This window comes from Janibacter limosus NBRC 16128 (genome assembly GCF_001570985.1).
In the GTDB taxonomy this organism is placed as follows: Bacteria; Actinomycetota; Actinomycetes; order Actinomycetales; family Dermatophilaceae; genus Janibacter; species Janibacter limosus.
In genome coordinates, this window is sequence record NZ_BCSS01000002.1 from 71,277 (window position 1) to 89,424 (window position 18,148).

Below are 18,148 nucleotides of genomic sequence, written 5' to 3' on the forward strand. Positions count from 1 at the left end.
CATGGCGGATCACGCAGTGCGCCATGCTGAGGACATGACTCTCAACCGATCCGAACGAGGGACAGCCGGACTGCTGCTGGGGGTCGGCGCCTTCCAGATGGCGCTCGTGGCGGGTGCGCCCTGGGGCAGGGCGGCCTTCGGGGGAGCCCGCCATGGTCGGCTCCCGACACATCTACGCAGGGTGAGCGCGGTGGCCTGTGTCGGGTACACCGGCGCTGCCGCGCTCGTCCTCAGCGAGGTCGGTTCACCGCGGACCCGGGCCGCCGGGTTCACCGGACTGACGGCGCTCATGTGCATGGGCACTCTGGCAAACGGCGCCTCCCGCTCGCCGGTCGAGCGCGCCATCTGGACGCCGGTGGCCGGCCTGACCGCGGCGCTGTCCTGGCGTGCGCGTCAGGACAAGATCCAGGACATCGTCTGGTTGTAGGGGGTCTCGAGGCCATGGCGCTCGCCGAGCGCGACGACCCGGTCTGCGAAGAGCGCCACCTCGGTCGGCCGCCCGGCCAGGACGTCCTGGAGCATCGAGGTCTGGCCACTGCCTGGGAGTCCCAGCAGAACCCGGTCCCAGCGCTCGCGGTCGTCGTCCCCGAGGGCGACCCCTTCGGCGTTGGCGACGTCGATGACCTCTTCGCGCAGGGCGACCATCAGGGAGCGGGGGGCGCCATCGTGGGTGAATTCCTCGTAGGGCAGTCGCAGCACTGCTGACGCTTGGTTGATGCAGGTGTTGACCATGAACTTCCACCACATCTCGTGCTGCATGTCCTCGGGTGCGTCCCAGGCGAGCCCGGCCCGGCCGAGGGCGGCTCCCACGGCATCGACGGCGGACCCGGGCGCCAGCCCGTCTGAGGTGCCGATGACGAGTCGGCCGGGTGAGAGGTAGGTGACCGCGTTGCCCTCACGCCCCGCGGCCATGCCGAGCGCGATGCACAGCAGGACCTGGCCGGCTCCGAAGCGGGCAGCGATGACCTCCTCGCTGTCGAGACCGTTGAGCACGGAGACGAAGAGGGTGTCAGGACCGACGAAGGGGGTGAGATCGGCCAGCGCATCGGCAAGGTCGTGGTGCTTGACGGCCACGATGGCCAGGTCGACGGGCGGCAGCTCATCACGTGCCGGGTCGGCAACCTCCGCGGACAGGGCAGTCCCGTTGACGGTCAAGCCGTTGCGCCGCAACCGATCTGCACGCTCACCAGATGCGACGAGGACTGTCTCCACGCCCCCTTCGACGAAGTGCGCCGCGTACATGGCCCCCATGGCCCCGGCACCGACGACGGCCACTGACTGGATCTCTCTCGTGCTCACACGGCCCAAGGTATGTCACGGAAGGCACCCCGCCGATGGGCGTTCCTCGCGCTGCGGCCCGCGGTCACGGCGACCGACGAGCCCGACCACCGACAAGCAGCCGATGGTCGAGGCCACGGAGGCCGGACTCACCAGCACCTGACCGGCACCGCCGCGATGTCGCTCTCGCGCCCTACGGTAGGTCCATGCCTCTGACCGGAGCCGTGCGCGCCACGAATCGCGACCCCCTTCTCCAGATGGTCAAGACGGCCCTCGCCACGATCCTTGCCTGGGTCGTGTCCGATCTGATCATCCCCGATGGTCCGCCGCCGGTCTTCGCCGCGATCGCCGCCATGCTCGTCGTCCAGCCGAGCCTCAACCAGTCGTTGACGAAGGGAGTGGAGCGCAGCGCCGGCGTCATCGCAGGTGTCATGCTCGCCACGGGTCTCGGGATGGCCTTCGGCAGCGCGTCGTGGGTGGTCCTCGTCGCCGTGTCGGCGGCCCTGGCGATCTCGTGGGCGCTGCGACTGACGAGCGGGTCTGCCAACCAGGTCGCGATCAGCGCACTCCTCGTGCTCGCCATCGGGGCATCGACCCCGGACTACGCCTTCGTGCGTGTCATCGAGACGATCATCGGCGCCGTGATCGGCGTCGTCATCCATCTGGCTCTCGTCCCGCCCGTGGCGCTCGAGCCGGCTCGAGCGGCGCTCGACGAGCTGGGGGAGGAGACAGCCCAATCGCTCGAGCGGCTGGCCGACGCGCTCGTGGCACGCAAGACGCGGCCGGGGAGGCTCCTGCTGCTCCACGATGCCCGACGGTTGCACCCGCTGCTCGACGAGGCGCTGGAGGCCCTGGACGATGCGGATGACTCCTTGCACCTCAACCCCAGGGCCCGTCGTTATCGCGGTGAGCTCGCCCTCATGCGAGAGAGTCTCGACCTCCTGACCAAGATCGGCACCCAGGTGCGGGGGATGACCCGTGCCTATGTCGACCACTACGACGACGAGGTGCGTGAGGAGCCGGTCGTCGCCGGTATCGCCGAGGAGCTCCTGCGAGCCGCGCACGACACCCGGCTGCACCTGCGCCTGGCGGTGCCAGCGCTACGGGCCGAGCACCTCGACGACACGGCTCCGGCCCTCACAGCGCCCCTGGACGTCAGCGCACCCCACGGAATGCGTTGGATCCTCATCGGGTCCCTCATGGAGGACCTCCGTCGGATCCGGCACGAGCTCGGGGCACAAAGCACCTGAGGGCGTGGCTCGGCGCTAGCCTCGAGTGTCATGGACGCACTCATGGGGGAGCAGATCGCCCGCGCCGGCCTGACCGACTGGCGCAAGCTGGCGCAGGGCCTGCACGCCCGATATCTGGCAGATGACTTCACAACGAGCGCGAGATTCGTTGCGGCAGTGGGGGAGGGGGGCGACTCGATCGGTCACCATCCCAGGGTGTCGATGGGGCCCGGGTTCGTGGACCTGAGGCTCATCTCCGCGGACGCCGTGTACCGCGATGACGACGGCAACGAGCTCGTCTTCGAGTGGGTGACCCAGCAGGACGTCGACCTCGCGCGGCGGATCACGCAGCTCGCGGCTGAGCAGGGACTGGCAGCCGACCCAGCGTCGGTCAGCCATGTCGAGCTCGGTCTGGACACGTCCGACTCCGCCGCGGTCGCGCCCGTGTGGGCGGCTCTGCTGACCGGTGACGCCGATGCCCAAGGGCACGGTTCGCCGAGCGACGAGATTCGCGACGTGACGGGACGGGTACCCAACCTGTGGTTCGGCGAGGCTGACGAAGGGGGCAGCGCGCCACGGTCCTTCCACGTCGAGGTCTACGTGGCACCCGAGGTGGTCGAGCAGCGGGTCGCCGCAGCCGTCGCAGCAGGCGGCATCGTCGTCGACGACAGCCAGTCCCCGGGCCTGACCGTGATCGCCGACCAGGACGGCAACCGAGGCATTGTCTGCGCCGACACCTCGTCGGCACAGGGTTGAGGCGCGCATCAGCAGCGCTGATGCCGCTCGTCGGGTGCCATGGTCTCGACGCCTAGGTCGGTGCTGCCGCGATGAGTCTTGTGTTTTGGGTAGACGACCTCGACATGACCTTCGAGTCGCTGGTCCGGCGGGACACTCCCGCACACACGCCCACCTCAGGACACCGGGAATGACGCTCGCCATGGCGCGCGACCCGGACGGCACACTCGTCGAGCTCGTCGCCAAGCGTGTGTGAATCGTGCGGCAGGGGACAGGTCCCGGCCGCTCTGCAGGTGTCACTTCACGACGTGAAGTGACATAATGTGGATTATCGGCGATGTGAGGAGATGTGCGTCTGGCCCCCTCCTTGGGCCCCGCGGCCGCACTCATGGTTGCCTCTGAGAGCCGTTGCCGACGATTGCACTCCACGCGCAGGCCGCTGGTGAATGACGCGCATCAGCGACGCAGGTGTGTCCGGGCAAAATGGTGCCGCCCGTCCCGCGACCTGGACCTGGCCTCGCCTCCCTGCTCAGGTCTCTTGTGCTTCCACTAGACGGACGAGCACACAACCTGACATAACGCACGAGCGCAGTTGCCGCGACGAGCAGGGCTGAGCATGCTGACCGCATGGCTCACACCGTCGACTTCAAGGATGTCTCCACCTCAGGCCTCGAGAGCTCGCCGGTGGCTGACGCGCTCGCTGGTCTGCGCGCCAACGAGGCTCGCTACTTCAAGAACAAGTACGACCACGCCTTCACGGTCGAGTCCGCAGCACAGGCCACGGAGATCGTCGAATGGGTGACCCGGATCCTGCGCGAGGAGCGTGACATCGTCATCTCCTCCCCCGCCCTCGAGGCCAGCCTGGCCGAGGTCGACGGGATCCGGTGGGCGCACGTCTTCTACGAGTGCGGCCTGGCGGTCAATGTCCTCTACACGCTCGCCGAGGGCGGCAAGCGTGCTGTCGGCTTCAAGCTCTCGGAGGGCATGGACGCGCCCGAGGAGCTCGCGGCCTTCAAGTGGGCCCGCCAGAAGTCGAAGCTGGCCGGCACGATCCGCGGCACCTATTTCGTCATCAAGGGCGATTACTGACCGTGAGCCGCTTCAGTCGACGAGCGGGTCGACGGGCTGGGCGGCGCCCCGTCCTAGATCGAAGCGCCGCTCCATGGTCCAGTCGCCCGACGGTCGCTCGGCCAGCAGCGAGATCGACGTGGTGACCACGCAGATCGGCAGCCGTGGGCCCACCTCGGCCGCTGCGAAGCGCATGGCATCGAGTGGTGCGTGGTCCGCGATCGTCAGGTGCGGCACGACCTCTGCGTGCTCACCACCGTAGGGCTGACACGCGGGGAACTCGACAACGACGAGGTCGGTGAGGCCGCGCAGCTACACGTCCGCATCGGAGGCGAGCCACAGGACCTCGTCGCCACACCATCGGGTCCCGACAAAGCAGTGCTCGAAGGGTGCTGCCTGCCGGAAGACGGACTCGAGCCGGGCCACGATCGTGGTATCGAGCTCGTCGAGCGGGACGAACGGAAGAGCACCGTCACGTGGGGCGGCACTCCCCTGCCCGCCATCGGGTCCAGATCGCGTCGGATGTCGCCCACGGCCGGCTCGACCTCGGGCACCTCCACGACGAGCGCTGTCCGCAGACCACTCCCCTGTCGAGTCATCCGCCCATCATGGTCCTTCGCTCAGGCCGGCGGCGCGAAGAGCTCCAGGGCGATGTTGTCCGGGTCACGGAAGGAGATGCCCGACCCGTAGGACGCGTCCCTGACCCCGCTGTGGGCGATGCCCAGGCGGTCGAGCGTGGACACCCAGGTCTCGAGCTCGCTGCGCTCGATCGCGAAGGCGATGTGGTCCAGCCCGGTCTGCTTCTCGTCGAAAGAGCCCGTGGCGGTAGAACCGGTGTGGGTGTGGATCCCGAAGAGAGTGCCGCCACCAAGAGCGAAGACCGCATGGTGGAAGGCGCCCGACTCCTCGTCCTCGTCGAGGACGGGATCGGCGCCGAAGAGCTGGCTGTACCAGCTGGTGCTGGCCTCCAGGTCCGTGACGGTGATGGCGACGTGGGTCAGGGCAGGGAACGGCATGGCGACCTCCGTGAGCACCAGGTCGGGTCCGTGATGCGAGGGGATCGGGCAGGCGGACGCCGGCGACGACTGGTGGGCCAAGCATTCTCCTCGGGCCCAGCGGACGCAAGGGCCTGCGGACAACGCGCGTGCTCACGACACACGCGCAGAACGGACGGCCTCAGAACCCGTCAGGGCAGAAGTCGACCTGCGTCGGCGGGGCCAGGGCCTCCTTGGAGACGACGCGCCGGGCCGAGACGTAGAGCCCCATGACGGCACTGCTGTCCGGGGCATCCCCTCGGGTCGCAGCGGTGAGGATCTCGGCTGCCTCGGCCTCCATCGTGCGGCCATGGCTGGTCGCGAGCTCCGTCAGCCGGGTCTCGACACCGGAGTCGAGGTTGCGGATGGTGAATGTCATCTGGATCACACCCCTTCGCCACCCAAGGTACTCGAGCCGGTGGGCGGTGTCTCTACGCGCGCCGCAGGTCGTCGACGGTTGCCCACGCCTCGAAGCCGGCAGCCACATAGGTGGCCACCGCCGCCGTGTTGGTCGATGGCGTCCCGACCCGCGCGCTGGAGCACCCCATGTCCCGGAGGGCAGCAGCACCGGCCAGGGTGATGGCGACTCCGTGGCCGTGCCCGCGCTGTGCCGGGTTCACGCCCATCGGCTCGATGATCCCCGGGCGCCCCTCTCCCGCCGACCAGACCGTGATCGCGGTGGCCGGCACTTCCCCGACGAGTCCGACGAGACACCGCGCGCTGCGGTAGGCGGGTGTGGCGGCGACGGAACGCCACCGCTCGTCGGTGAAGGCCTCGCTGACGAAGGCTGCGCGATGGACGTCCGTGCGGAGGTGCGCATTTCGCGCGTCGACGGCCTCGATCCGCAGGTCGGTGGGCACGGTGATCGGCCTCGAGAGATCCCGACGAAGGTGGGTCCACTCGTCACCCGATGTCCAGCCGCGGGTGACGAGTGCATCCCGGAGGGTGGCACCGGACGGAGCCTCCACGTCGGCCTCGCCGGCGGGTAGTGCCCGACCGTCCTCATGGACGATGTCACTCGCCACGGCGTCGGCCACGTACGGGTCCGTCATGGCAGCCGGCGCCACGGCCAGCCGGAGCAACCCCGGTCCGTCGAGCAGCCCAGCTGCGACCAGCCGCCCGTCACGCCACCAGGTCCGCAGGGCCGCGGCGGTCACCTCGTCCCCACGCCAACCGAACCACCCGATGTCGCCGGGGTGCAGCTGGAAGGGGGTTGAGTCGGTGTGCCACTCCCCCACCTCTTCGGTGATCGCGGCGAGCTCGCCGGCCGAGGGGGTGCGCAGGAGGATGCTCATGCAGCGAGTCCAGCAGTGGCGCGTGATCGTCGCCACCCATTTTCGAGAGCGTCGGTCAGGTGACGTCGAAGACGGACCAGCAGATGTCGTTGCGTCGGCGCTGGTCCTCGAGGACCAGGTCTCGCACGGCCTCGGGGAGCCTGGCCCGCTGCCAGGCGTTCTCGTCGAGGCGGACGGACTCCCCTTCGCCGTGCGGGGCGGCTGCGACGGCGGCCTTGATGGCGTACGCGGCAGCGCCGAGATCGTGCTCGGCGACGTGGCCGACGCAGGCTGCCTGACCGGCTGCGTAGGCAGCGAATCGTGCTGGCCCGGACAGGTCCCGGGCGGCTCCCATGGCGTGCCCACCAACGGCCCGTGCCTGCATCATCGGCAGACCACCTGCGGCCCAGGCACGCGTGGCGGCAACGGCCTCCCGAAGGCGAGAGTCGTCCGGCCGGTCCTGCTCGAAGAGCGCGAGCACGTGCTCGGCGCAGTCGGCGGCCCACCGAGCCAGCAGCTGGTGGTCGGTGTCGGTGAGCGTCCCGCCGCGCCGAATGGTGACGAGCCGTGTGTCCCGGAGCGTGGGCAGGATCATGCTCTCCACACTAGGTTCACCGGCAACTGCTGCGGAAGCACGAGCCCCGCGTTTTGGGTTTGTGGTGGGGGGTAGGCACAGCAGATGACGCCGGAGATCTCGTGGCAGCTGCTCACCCGTGGGTACTTGGCCGAACCCCTCATGGCTGAGAGCTCCGAACGTCCTGCGGCGCGCAGGGTGCGGGTCCTCGGTCGTCCCGCGCTGCTCGTGGCCGGGGACGAGGGTGCGCGGTTGTTCTACGACACGGAGCTCATGAGCAGGCAGGGAGCTGTCCCTGCGACGTTGTCGGACGAGATCTTCGGCGTCGGCACCATCCACGGCCTGGACGGTTCGGCCCACCGGCACCGCAAGGCGATCCACCTGCAGTCGCTGGACGATGCCGGTGTGGTGGCGGTCCGGGAGCAGGTCGTCCGGTCGTGGCGCGAGCGGATAGACCGGGACGGCGAGCAGGTTCCGGAGCAACTCTTCGGCAGCTTGTCCGAGGTGCTCGGCGTGGCGGCTCTGCGATGGGCTGGTCTGGGTGATGTTGAGGCCATCCGTCGCAGCCGTGACCTGACGGCCATCGTGGAAGGGCTGGGCAGCCCGACTCGGTACCTGAGGGGCCGGCTGGCCCGTCGACGGTGCGAGGCGTGGGCGGCGGACGCGGTGCGAGCCGCGCGTCGCGGAGTCGAGGGCTCGGCTCCGGTGGACGTCGTCGCCTCGGCCGTCGATGATCAGGGTTGCCTCCTGCCGGTCGAGGTGGCGGCCGTCGAGCTGCTCAACCTGATCCGACCGCAGGTTGCGGTGGCGTACTTCGGTGCCTTCGTGCCCTTGGCCCTGCGGACACGTCCCGACTGGGTGGAGCGTGTGGGGTCGGGCGGGGACGCGCTGTCGTGCCGCGCCTTCGGCCACGAGATCCGTCGCCACTACCCCTTTGTCCCGATGCTTGCCGCCCGGGCTCGCGAGGACCTCTCCTGGCACGGCCACCACGTCCGCAGGGGCCAGCGGGTGCTCCTGCACGTCGTGGCGACCAACCATGACCCCGCCCGGTGGGACCACCCGTGGTCGTTCCGACCCGAGCGGTTCCTTGGCTATGAGCCGGCACCCTACGAGTTCGTGCCACAGGGTGGCGGCAACGTCGAGCGCGGTCACCGGTGCCCCGGCGAGCCGGCCGTCGTGGAGGTCCTTGACGTCCTCGTGCGAGAGCTGGCCGATCTACCGCACCGCAGAGGTCCACTGCGCTTCGATGCCTCCCGCATCCCGGCGCGTCCGTCGGCCTGAGCCCGGGTCGCGTCGTCACCGTCGATCCCGCACCAGCCGCGCGACCTCGACCTCGTAGCGGCTGGCGGCCCCGCCGGGTGTGCGGAAGAAGCGGCGACGCAAGCTCCCTTCGACCCTCACGCGCGTGCCGTCGACCTGGCGGAGCGCGGCACGTCTGGCACCGGCACTCCAGCAGGCGCAGTCGATGGTGTCGACCGGCTGGCCCTCTCCCCTGCTCACCACCACGCGCAGCGTGACCAGCTCGTCACCGCTGGGCAACTCCCGCACGGTCGGGTCGCCGCTCACCCGCCCGGTGATCTCGACCTGGTTGGTCTCGAGCACCGGCTCGTCCGTGGTCGTGTCAGCCACGTCGTCCCCCTTCGTCGTCGTGGTCCCAGACTGGACGCGACAACGAGGCTGCGCGGGGTGCGGCTCCTGCCTGTGGGTGGCTGTCGCCAGCATCCCGAGGGTGTGGACACGGTGGAGGTCACGACTGAGTCACGGTCCCAACCATGTGCACCCTGCAGACGTCTGACTCCGCATGGACATCTCCCGCCGAGCCGTCATCGGCGCCGGGGCAGCGCTGCCCCTGGCCGCCGCCAGCAGTGCCTTCGCGGCACCCACGGTCACCGGCCCCAGCCCCGGGGACTGGGCCGACCTCGACCGCACCCTGGCCGGGAGCGCGTCGCTCCCTGGATCGACGCGGTACGAGAGCCGGGTCCCCCTCTTCGACCCGAGATGGGACTACCGCCGGCCCGCAGCGCTGGCCCGGATCCTCTCCCGACAGGACATCTCCACCTGCATCGCCTTCGCCCGTGACCACGGCCTGACGATCACCGGCCGCTCCGGCGGCCACTCGTACATCGGGGCCTCGAGGATGGCGGGCGCGCTGGTCATCGACACCCGGTCGTACACCAAGGTCTACGCCACTGCGGACCGGTCGCAGGTCACCGTGCAGTCCGGAGCAGATCTGTACTCCGTGCACGACAGCATCTCCCGCTACGGACGGTCCATCCCGACAGGTACCTGCCCGACAGTGGGGTCCTCTGGGCTCACCCTCGTCGGAGGACTGGGCGTCGACAGCCGCCGGTACGGCCTGACCGTCGACCGACTGGTGTCCGCCACCGTCATCGACGGGCGAGGCGTCATCCGCAAGGTCGACGCCAACCGCGACCCCGACCTCTTCTGGGCGCTGCGTGGCGGCGGGTCCGGAGCCGCGATGGTCGCCGACTTCACCTACCGCACGATCCCCGCCACGTCGATGGGCTTCTTCAACGTCACCTTCCCGGCAAGCTCCACCGCGACGGTCCTGCGCCAATGGGCCGCCTGGATGGCCGACCAGCCGAGGGACACCTGGGCCAACGCGCACGTCGACACCGCAGGGTCGTCGATCTCGGTGCGCGTCTTCGGCGTCACCCCCGTCGGGCTCGAGGCGACCCGCGCGGCCTCTTTGCGTCGAGCCGTCGGCGTCACCCCGCTGAGCACGAGCACCACGACACGGACGCACATGGCTGGCATCAGGTACCTGGGCGGCGGGTCGACCACGCCGCGCACGCGGTTCTCCGCGGGGTCGGACATCGTGCGCACCATGACCTCGGATGCTGCGCAGACCGTGGAGGGCGCGGTGCGATCGGCAGCATCCCGGGGGCTGGCCGCGTCGGCGATCCTCGACCCTCTCGACGGTGCCATGGCCGCACCGGCATTGGCCGCCACCGCCTTCCCCTGGCGCAACCACGTCGCGAGCGTCCAATGGTACGTGGGCGTCGCCTCGTCCAGCGGGTACACCCCCGCCGAGGAGTGGATCGCCCACGCGCACGACCTCGTCAGCAGCCACAGCAGGGGCGGGTACTACGGCTACGTCGAGTCGGGCCAGTCGCAGAGGCGGTACTTCGCCGGCAACTACGACAAGCTCGCTGCAGCTCGTCGCCGCTACGACCCGGACTCGATCCTGCACTGAGACTCGATCCTCCACGGACCAGGGTCTGGGCCAGACTGGGCGGATGCAGCGGTCGGCCCCCAGTGATGTCTCCGTCATCCGGGCGGCCAGCCTGCGAGGATTTGGCCCCTTGGTCCGGGGCCTGGGTGGTGACCCTGACGCGCTCCTGCGACGCTTCGGGCTCGACCCGCAGGTCCTGCACGACGATGACGGACTCATCCCCATCACGGCGCACGACCTCATGCTCGACGCCGCGGGAAGGGAGCTGGGCTGCCCCGACCTCGGGCTGCGGCTCTCAGGGGCGCAGGACCTGAGCATCCTCGGCCCGCTGGCGCTCGCCATCGAGTCCTCCCCCACTGTCAGCGCCGCCCTGGAGTGCGCCAGCCGGTTCCTCTTCGTGCACAGCCCGGCCCTGCGGATCGCGGTCGAGGACGACCCGAGCGGTGTCCGGGGCGTCGTCGCCATCACCTATCGCAAGGAGCTGCAGGAGTCGCCCTACTCCCCGCAGGCGATGGAGCTCGGGATGGGGCTGCTCTTGCGCATCGCCACGACTCTCGTCGGCACGGACGTCGGACTGAGGTCGATCGACCTGCCCCACGCGCCGATGTCGCCCATCGACAGGTACGACGAGGTCTTCGGCACGCCGGTGCGCTTCCACACCAAGGTCGCCGCACTGCGGATGGACCGGCACGCGATGGATCTGCGCTTCGAGGGTGCCGACAGCGCCATCCGCGGGCTGGCCATCGCCCACCTCGCCCGGCACCACCGCGACCCGGCCGAGATGGTCTCCGTCCGGACGCGACGCCTCCTCACCGAGCTCGTGGGGACGACCGGCCATGCCCTGCACGACGTCGCTCGCCTCATGGGGACCCATCCTCGGACCCTGCAACGAGCGCTCGCTGCCGAGGGGACCTCCTACGAGCTCGTGCTCGACGACGTCCGGCGCGTCACCGCCCTTCGCCTCATCACCACGACCGACCTGCGACTGACGCAGATCGCGACCGTGGTCGGCTTCTCCGCCCAGAGCACGCTGAGTCGGGCGGTGCGGCGCTGGACCGGCAGGTCCCCTCGCGAGCTGCGAGCCACCGATGAGATCCCCGCCACGATGTCGCGCTGAGTCAAGTTGTCGGGGCGGTCATCAAGGGATGCTGGACCCAGCCCAACCATTCACCGAGATCAAGGAGGCTCAACGTGACGACGACCAGCACGAGCACCACACCCGTCGAGACGATCGGCGCCCGCACCATCCCCGAGTTCGAGGGCGTGCACGACGTCTGGCCGCGGGGAGACCGGCTCGCTGCTGTGCGTGAGGCGGCGCTCGCCTACAAGGCGCGGTTCAAGGCCGAGGGCCAGGTCAAGGCCGTGAAGTCGGTCGACATCGCCTCGGCCCCCTACCCGGTCAAGTACGGCTTCAACACCGCGGTCATCGGGCCCCACAGCCCCCTCATCCCGATCCTCAACCGGATGGTCGTCGTCCAGTACGACGACTGGGACGGGAACGCCCGCACCCTCGTCTTCGAACCCACCGTGCCAGAGGGGTCGGCCCAGGCGCCCTTCTTCGCCAAGCTGCAGAAGCTGACCAACAAGATCCCCTACGCCAACCGGGCCGAGAAGTTCATCGTCAACTACTACAACGAGCCCGACGACGTGCTGCGCCAGCTCGGGCTGACGGCGCAGGACATCGACTACTGCGCCTTCGACCACCTGCACGTGCAGGACCCGAGGATGATCCTGGGCTCCTCGGCGACCATCCCCGGCGAGCGCGCTCCGCGCCAGCCGATCTTCGGCGACGCGAAGATGCTCGTGAACTCCCGCGAGCTCGCGACCCTGCAGTCGCTGCACCCGATGCAATGGGCTTGGTACGTCGAGGGCAGCCTCGAGGGCGTCGACCTGTCGAAGTTCGCGACCTTCGAGGGTGACATCGAGCTGGGCCCCGGCGTCGCGCTGCTGTGGACCCCGGGCCACACCGACGGCAACCACTCCCTCGTGGTCAACACCCCTGATGGCGTGTGGGTCTCCTCCGAGAACGGCATCGCCCTGGACAACTGGCAGCCCGAGCAGTCGAAGATCCCCGGCGTGAAGATCTACCACCAGCAGTACGGTCGCGAGATCTGCCCCAACGGCAACACCCTCGAGGACTCGCTCGACCAGTACGACTCGATGATCAAGGAGAAGACCTTGGCCGACCCGTGCAAGGACGACCCCCGCTGGCTGCAGATCCTCCCTTCCAGCGAGCTCGCCCCCTGGAAGCGCTTCTGGCCCGTCGTGCCCACCTACAACCACGGCGGCATCGACTACGGCACGATCACAGGCGGCCGTCGATGAGCGCGCCGGAGCACCGTTGGCCTGCAGGCGCGGTCGTCACCGGGGCAGGTCGTGGCCTTGGCCGGCAGATCGCCGAGCTGCTCGTGAAGCGCCAGTACCAGGTCCTGGTCACCGACGTCGACGGGGACGCCGCTGAGACGGCAGCCGCCGAGCTCGGCGAGCGCGCGCAGGCCATGGTGGTCGACGTCCGTGACGAGGCCGCCGTGCTCGCCGCCCGGGACCGCGTCGTGGAGTGGGCCGGTCGCCTCGACGTCTGGGTCAACAACGCCGGTGTCCTCTTCACCGGACCCGTCTGGGAGCACGACGAGCAGCAGCGACGACTGACCCTCGAGGTCAACGCGCTCGGCACCATGAACGGCACGCTCGCGGCCGTGGACGCCATGCGGTCCTCCGGAGGCGGCCACGTCGTCAACATCGCCTCGCTCGCCGGCATCTCGGCGGTGCCGGGTGAGAGTGTGTACGCGGCCTCCAAGCACGCCGTCATGGGGTTCAGCCTCAGCACCATCGCCGACCTGCGGGCGGCCAAGGTCAAGGACATCGACATCTCCTGCATCTGCCCGGACGGGATCTGGACACCGATGCTGCACGACAAGCTCGACGACCCCGGAGCCGCCCTGTCCTTCTCCGGGAAGCTGCTCCAGCCCGAGGACGTCGTGGAGGCCGTCGCCAAGGTGCTCGACAACCCGCGACTGGTCACCGCCGTTCCCGGCTGGCGGGGCGCTGTGTGCCGGCTGGGCGACGTCTTCCCGTCCGTGGGGATGGCCGCACTCCCACTCGTCACGGCCCAGGGCCGGCGGGTGCAGAAGAAGATGCTCAAGAAGCGAGCTGTCAGCCCCCGACGTAGTCGGCGAGGTGCTGGGCGGTGAGGGTGGCTCCCTTCGCCACGAGGTCGGTAGGTGTGCCCTCGAAGACCACCTCGCCGCCCTCGTAGCCCGCCCCTGGACCGAGGTCGATGATCCAGTCGGCGTGGGCCATGACGGCCTGGTGGTGCTCGATGACGATGACCGACTTGCCGGAGTCGACGAGCCGGTCGAGGAGGCCGAGGAGGTTGTCGACGTCGGCCAGGTGCAGGCCGGTGGTGGGCTCGTCGAGGACGAAGACCTCCCCCTTGTCGCCCATGTGCACGGCGAGCTTGAGACGCTGGCGCTCACCGCCGGACAGTGCCGTGAGCGGCTGTCCGAGCGTGAGGTAGCCCAGACCGACGTCGACGAGGCGGGCGAGGATCTTGTGCGCGGCCGGCAGGCTGGCCGGACCGTCCGTGGCGAAGAAGTCCAGCGCGTCGCTCATCGACATCTCGAGGACATCAGCGATGTTCTTGCCGGCGAGCTCGTACTCGAGCACGGCGTCCTGGAACCGGCGCCCCTCGCAGTCCTCGCAGGGCGACTCGACCGTCGCCATGACACCGAGCTCGGTGAAGATCACGCCCGCGCCGTTGCACGTCGGGCAGGCACCCTCGGAGTTGGAGCTGAAGAGCGCGGGCTTGACGCCGTTGGCCTTGGCGAAGGCCTTGCGGACCGGCTCGAGCAGACCGGTGTAGGTCGCGGGGTTGCTGCGACGCGAGCCCTTGATCGCCGCCTGGTCGACGACGACGACCTCGTCTCGGTGGTCGAGGCCCCCGTGGACGAGCGAGCTCTTGCCGGAGCCGGCCACACCTGTCACGACCGCGAGCACCCCGAGCGGGATGTCGACGTCGACGTCCTTGAGGTTGTGGGTGTCGGCGCCCCGGATCTCGAGCCTCCCTGCTGCAGAACGCACCTCGTCCTTGAGGTGAGCCCGGTGGTCGAGGTGACGGCCGGTAAGGGTGTCACTCGCCCGCAGCTCCTCGACGGTGCCCTCGAAGACGATCTCGCCTCCCTTCGACCCTGCCAGCGGACCGAGGTCGACGGCGTGGTCGGCGATGGCGATCGTCTCGGGCTTGTGCTCGACGACGAGGACGGTGTTGCCCTTGTCGCGCAGCCGCAGGAGCAGGTCGTTCATCCGGGCGATGTCGTGCGGGTGCAGCCCGATCGTCGGCTCGTCGAAGACGTAGGTGACATCGGTGAGCGAGGAGCCCAGGTGGCGGATCATCTTGGCCCGCTGCGCCTCTCCCCCGGACAGGGTCCCGGCGGGTCGGTCGAGCGAGAGGTAGCCCAGGCCGATCTCGGTGAAGGAGTCGAGGAGGTGCTGCAGCCCCTTCAGCAGCGGCTCGAAGCCGGGCTCGTCGAGCTCGCGCACCCACGCGGCGAGGTCGTTGATCTGCATGGCGCACAGGTCGGCGATGCTCTGGCCGTTGATCTTCGAGGACCGGGCCTCGGGCGTCAGGCGCGTCCCTGCGCACTCGGGGCAGGTCTGGAAGGTCACGGCCCGCTCGACGAAGCGGCGCACGTGTGGCTGCATCGCCTCGGGGTCCTTGGACAGCATCGACTTCTGGATCTTGGGGATGATCCCCTCGAAGGTGAGGTTGACGCCCTCGACCTTGATCCGGGTCGGCTCGGCGTACAGCATCGTCTCGAGCTGCTTCGTGGTGAACTTCGCGATGGGCTTGTCCATCGGCAGGCCCATGCCCTCGAAGAGGCGGCCGTACCAGCCGTCCATCGAGTAGCCGGGCACGGTGAGCGCGCCCTCAAGCAGCGTCTTGCTGTCGTCGTAGAGAGCGGTGAGGTCGATGTCGCTGACCTGCCCCATGCCCTCGCAACGCGGGCACATGCCTCCGAGGTAGACCTGCTGCTTGACCGTCTTGCGCTCGGTGTGGGTGCCCTTGTCGGTCGTCATCGACCCACTTGCCTTGCGGGTCGGGACATTGAACGAGTAGGCGGTCGGCGGACCGACGTGCGGCTGGCCGAGGCGGGAGTAGAGGATCCGCAGCATCGCGTTGGCGTCCGTCGCGGTGCCCACGGTCGAGCGCGGGTTGGCACCCATGCGTTCCTGGTCGACGATGATCGCCGTCGTCAGGCCCTCGAGGTGGTCGACGTCGGGTCGGGACAGGGACGGCATGAAGCCCTGGAGGAAGGCGCTGTAGGTCTCGTCGATCAGACGTCGTGACTCGGCCGCGATCGTGCCGAAGACCAGCGAGCTCTTGCCCGAGCCCGACACCCCGGTGAAGACCGTCAGGCGCCGCTTGGGCAGGTCGACGCTGATGTCCTTGAGGTTGTTCTCCCTCGCTCCTTGCACGCGGATGAGGTCGTGGCTGTCGGCGTCGTGCGGCATCGGCGCTCCTGTGGGTGGTCGGGAGGGACCTGACGATCCAAGCAGATCCTCGGCACAGGACGCACCGTTCACTCCCCCACCAGGGAGGCGACGAGGGTCCGCGCCACGAGCTCGCCACGGGCGATGGCGATCTCCTGGTCCCCCCGCAGCATCCCGGCGAGGGTCCCGAGATAGGCGACGGCCACCTGGTCGGCCAGGTCTGCAGCGCGCTCCGGCCCGGCGACCTCGGCTGCGAACTCGAGCAACCTCGAGTGCAGGAGCTCGTCCTCGGCGGCCAACATGCGCGCGATCGCCGGCGCAGGGTCGCCCATCGCGGCGGCCGTCCCGCTGAAGGCGCACCACCGTTCCTGCAGCCGCTCGCGCTGGTAGTCACGCAGGGCCGGGAAGATCGCGAAGAGGCGTCCGGTCGGAGAGTCCGCGGCGGCGATGGCCGCGTCCCACGCCTGCGTCCAGTCCTCGAGCCGGCGCTCGAGGGCGGCCGCGATGAGACCGTCCTTGTTGCCGAAGTTGGAGTAGAGGGTCGCCGGCGACGCACCGGCTCGGCGCAGGATCACGTCGACCGGCGTGAGGACGACACCGTCGACGAACATCAGCTCGTCGGCTGCGGCAAGGAGCCGCTCCCTGGCGGGGCGCTTGCGGGGTGCGGTCGTCATGGGGTCAGCCTAACCGTAACGCTCGTTTCACATAAGGGTGAAACGTGCGTTACGGTCGGTGGCACCCCGCCCCCAGCCAAGGAGCCCCATGACAACGCTGCACATCGCCGGAGAATGGCGAGCCGCCGCCTCCGGAGAGACGCGAGAGATCACCTGTCCAGCGGACCGGTCCGTGGTCGTGACCGTGGACGAAGGGGGCGTCGCCGATGCCCTCGAGGCGGTCCGTGCCGCACGCCGGGCCTTCGACGAGGGCCCGTGGCCGAGCACCCCCACCCCCGAACGCGCCGCCCTGCTCACCCGCATCGCAGACCGTCTCGAGCGTGAGCTCGAGGACGTCGCGCGTCTCGAGGCGCTCGACACCGGCAAGCGGATGGTCGAGGCGCGTCTGGACATGCAGGACATCGTTGCCGTCTTCCGGCACTTCGCCTCCCTGGCCCAGGCAGAGGCGGGCCGGGTCATCGACGCGGGGATGCCCGACATCTCCTCGCGGGTCGTCACGGAGCCGGTTGGTGTCTGCGCACTCATCACCCCGTGGAACTTCCCCCTCCTGCAGACCGCGTGGAAGGTGGCGCCGGCCCTGGCTGCCGGCAACACCTTCGTCCTCAAGCCGAGCGAGCTGACCCCGCAGACGGCGATCTGGCTCGTGCGCGCCCTCACCGAGGAAGGGCTGCCGGCGGGCGTCGCCAACCTGGTGCTCGGCCCCGGAGCCACGGTCGGAGCGGCGATGACGAGCGCCCCCGAGGTGGACCTCGTCTCGTTCACCGGTGGTCTCGAGACCGGCCGGACGATCATGGCTGCCGCCGCTGGCACCGTGAAGAAGATCGCCCTCGAGCTCGGCGGCAAGAACCCCAACATCATCTTCGCCGACGCCGACCTCGACGCAGCGATCGACAACGCCCTGACGGCGATCTTCCTCGACTCCGGACAGGTGTGCTCCGCCGGCTCGCGCCTGGTCGTCGAGGAGTCCATCCACGACCAGGTCGTCGACGAGCTGGTCCGTCGCGCCCCGGCGATCCGGATGGGCGGCCCCTTCGACGAGAGCGCCGAGACCGGCCCGCTCATCAGCGACGGCCATCGCGACAAGGTCGAGGCCCATGTGGCGGCCGCGGTCGCCGAGGGTGCCGTCCTGCGGTGCGGCGGCGAGCGCCCCGGCGGTGCCCTGTCCAAGGGCAGCTACTACCCGCCGACGATCCTCGACGGCTGCACGAGTGACATGACGTGCGTGCAGGAGGAGTCCTTCGGTCCGGTGCTCACCGTCGAGACCTTCTCCGGTGAGACCCGCGACGCTGCCGAGGACGCGGCCATCGCCATCGCCAACGACACGATCTACGGGTTGACCGGTGCCGTCTGGACCCAGGACGCCGGCCGGGCCGAGCGGATGGCCCGACGACTGCGTCACGGCACGGTGTGGATCAACGACTTCCACCCCTACGTGCCCGCCGCCGAGTGGGGTGGGATGAAGCAGTCGGGCATCGGCCGCGAGCTGGGCACTGCCGGCCTGCACGAGTACCAGGAGACCAAGCACATCTGGCACAACACGCGGCCCGCCCGGGCGGGATGGTTCCACGACCCGCAGGGCTGAGCGCCATCCAGCGC

The 18,148-nt window shown here is 69.5% G+C and carries 19 protein-coding genes; 10 read left to right on the forward strand and 9 right to left on the reverse strand.

Annotation, left to right across the window (positions count from 1 at the left end):
- Positions 1-34 precede the first annotated feature (34 nt).
- Positions 35-427: a hypothetical protein gene (locus tag JLI01S_RS16825; RefSeq protein WP_157074771.1), complete on the forward strand. Its 393-nt coding sequence runs from the start codon at positions 35-37 to the stop codon at positions 425-427.
- Here JLI01S_RS16825 and JLI01S_RS01150 read toward each other — a convergent pair.
- Positions 394-1,299 (reverse strand): ketopantoate reductase family protein, encoded by a 906-nt coding sequence (locus JLI01S_RS01150; protein ID WP_157074772.1) that lies wholly within the window; start codon positions 1,297-1,299, stop codon positions 394-396. The genes JLI01S_RS16825 and JLI01S_RS01150 overlap by 34 nt on opposite strands.
- A gap of 185 nt (positions 1,300-1,484) precedes the next feature.
- On the opposite strand from JLI01S_RS01150, the gene JLI01S_RS01155 reads away from it, so the two are divergent.
- The 3 genes from JLI01S_RS01155 (at position 1,485) to JLI01S_RS01165 (ending at position 4,331) form a co-directional block, all read left to right on the forward strand.
- Positions 1,485-2,528: an FUSC family protein gene (locus JLI01S_RS01155; protein ID WP_068258729.1), complete on the forward strand. Its 1,044-nt coding sequence runs from the start codon at positions 1,485-1,487 to the stop codon at positions 2,526-2,528.
- Positions 2,529-2,558: 30 nt separating this feature from the next.
- The gene (locus JLI01S_RS01160) at positions 2,559-3,263 is read left to right on the forward strand and encodes a 4a-hydroxytetrahydrobiopterin dehydratase (RefSeq protein WP_068258731.1); all 705 of its coding nucleotides are present in this window, start codon (positions 2,559-2,561) and stop codon (positions 3,261-3,263) included.
- 606 nt (positions 3,264-3,869) lie between these two features.
- Positions 3,870-4,331, forward strand: a complete 462-nt coding sequence (locus tag JLI01S_RS01165; RefSeq protein ID WP_068258734.1) for a DUF8821 family protein — start codon at positions 3,870-3,872, stop codon at positions 4,329-4,331.
- A 12-nt stretch (positions 4,332-4,343) separates the two neighbouring features.
- On the opposite strand, the gene JLI01S_RS01170 is transcribed toward JLI01S_RS01165, so the two are convergent.
- The 5 genes from JLI01S_RS01170 to JLI01S_RS01190 form a co-directional block, all read right to left on the reverse strand.
- Positions 4,344-4,547, reverse strand: a complete 204-nt coding sequence (locus JLI01S_RS01170) for a hypothetical protein (protein ID WP_068258736.1) — start codon at positions 4,545-4,547, stop codon at positions 4,344-4,346.
- 383 nt (positions 4,548-4,930) lie between these two features.
- Positions 4,931-5,326 (reverse strand): VOC family protein, encoded by a 396-nt coding sequence (locus JLI01S_RS01175; protein ID WP_068258880.1) that lies wholly within the window; start codon positions 5,324-5,326, stop codon positions 4,931-4,933.
- Positions 5,327-5,486: 160 nt separating this feature from the next.
- Entirely contained in the window at positions 5,487-5,723 is a 237-nt protein-coding gene (locus tag JLI01S_RS01180) for a FitA-like ribbon-helix-helix domain-containing protein (protein ID WP_130629261.1), read from the reverse strand.
- Positions 5,724-5,775: 52 nt separating this feature from the next.
- A complete protein-coding gene (locus JLI01S_RS01185; RefSeq protein ID WP_068258740.1) occupies positions 5,776-6,639 on the reverse strand; it encodes a GNAT family N-acetyltransferase in 864 nt (287 codons plus the stop codon).
- Positions 6,640-6,694: 55 nt separating this feature from the next.
- Positions 6,695-7,213, reverse strand: a complete 519-nt coding sequence (locus JLI01S_RS01190; protein WP_068258742.1) for a putative immunity protein — start codon at positions 7,211-7,213, stop codon at positions 6,695-6,697.
- Between the two features lie 84 nt (positions 7,214-7,297).
- On the opposite strand from JLI01S_RS01190, the gene JLI01S_RS01195 reads away from it, so the two are divergent.
- Positions 7,298-8,473: a cytochrome P450 gene (locus tag JLI01S_RS01195; protein WP_068258744.1), complete on the forward strand. Its 1,176-nt coding sequence runs from the start codon at positions 7,298-7,300 to the stop codon at positions 8,471-8,473.
- A 15-nt stretch (positions 8,474-8,488) separates the two neighbouring features.
- Here JLI01S_RS01195 and JLI01S_RS01200 read toward each other — a convergent pair whose 3' ends face one another.
- Positions 8,489-8,821: a single-stranded DNA-binding protein gene (locus JLI01S_RS01200; RefSeq protein WP_068258746.1), complete on the reverse strand. Its 333-nt coding sequence runs from the start codon at positions 8,819-8,821 to the stop codon at positions 8,489-8,491.
- Positions 8,822-8,993: 172 nt separating this feature from the next.
- Here JLI01S_RS01200 and JLI01S_RS01205 point away from each other — a divergent pair, with 172 nt between their 5' ends.
- The 4 genes from JLI01S_RS01205 to JLI01S_RS01220 all read left to right on the forward strand — a co-directional run bounded on the left by JLI01S_RS01205 (position 8,994) and on the right by JLI01S_RS01220 (position 13,579).
- Positions 8,994-10,409 (forward strand): FAD-binding oxidoreductase, encoded by a 1,416-nt coding sequence (locus JLI01S_RS01205; RefSeq protein ID WP_068258748.1) that lies wholly within the window; start codon positions 8,994-8,996, stop codon positions 10,407-10,409.
- A 43-nt stretch (positions 10,410-10,452) separates the two neighbouring features.
- The gene (locus JLI01S_RS01210) at positions 10,453-11,505 is read left to right on the forward strand and encodes an AraC family transcriptional regulator (RefSeq protein WP_068258750.1); all 1,053 of its coding nucleotides are present in this window, start codon (positions 10,453-10,455) and stop codon (positions 11,503-11,505) included.
- Positions 11,506-11,579: 74 nt separating this feature from the next.
- Positions 11,580-12,713 (forward strand): MBL fold metallo-hydrolase, encoded by a 1,134-nt coding sequence (locus tag JLI01S_RS01215; protein WP_068258752.1) that lies wholly within the window; start codon positions 11,580-11,582, stop codon positions 12,711-12,713.
- Positions 12,710-13,579, forward strand: coding sequence for an SDR family oxidoreductase (locus tag JLI01S_RS01220; protein ID WP_068258754.1), 870 nt, complete (start codon positions 12,710-12,712; stop codon positions 13,577-13,579). The genes JLI01S_RS01215 and JLI01S_RS01220 overlap by 4 nt, the downstream gene beginning before the upstream one ends.
- On the opposite strand, the gene JLI01S_RS01225 is transcribed toward JLI01S_RS01220, so the two are convergent.
- Together JLI01S_RS01225 and JLI01S_RS01230 are read right to left on the reverse strand one after the other, a co-directional pair.
- A complete protein-coding gene (locus JLI01S_RS01225; RefSeq protein WP_068258756.1) occupies positions 13,542-15,899 on the reverse strand; it encodes an ATP-binding cassette domain-containing protein in 2,358 nt (785 codons plus the stop codon). The genes JLI01S_RS01220 and JLI01S_RS01225 overlap by 38 nt on opposite strands.
- Before the next feature lie 68 nt (positions 15,900-15,967).
- Positions 15,968-16,552 carry a TetR/AcrR family transcriptional regulator gene (locus tag JLI01S_RS01230; protein ID WP_068258758.1) on the reverse strand — a complete coding sequence of 195 codons (585 nt, stop codon included), beginning with the start codon at positions 16,550-16,552 and terminating at the stop codon, positions 15,968-15,970.
- Between the two features lie 88 nt (positions 16,553-16,640).
- Between JLI01S_RS01230 and JLI01S_RS01235 the strand changes: the two genes are divergently transcribed.
- The gene (locus JLI01S_RS01235) at positions 16,641-18,134 is read left to right on the forward strand and encodes an aldehyde dehydrogenase family protein (protein WP_068258761.1); all 1,494 of its coding nucleotides are present in this window, start codon (positions 16,641-16,643) and stop codon (positions 18,132-18,134) included.
- Positions 18,135-18,148: the final 14 nt, after the last annotated feature.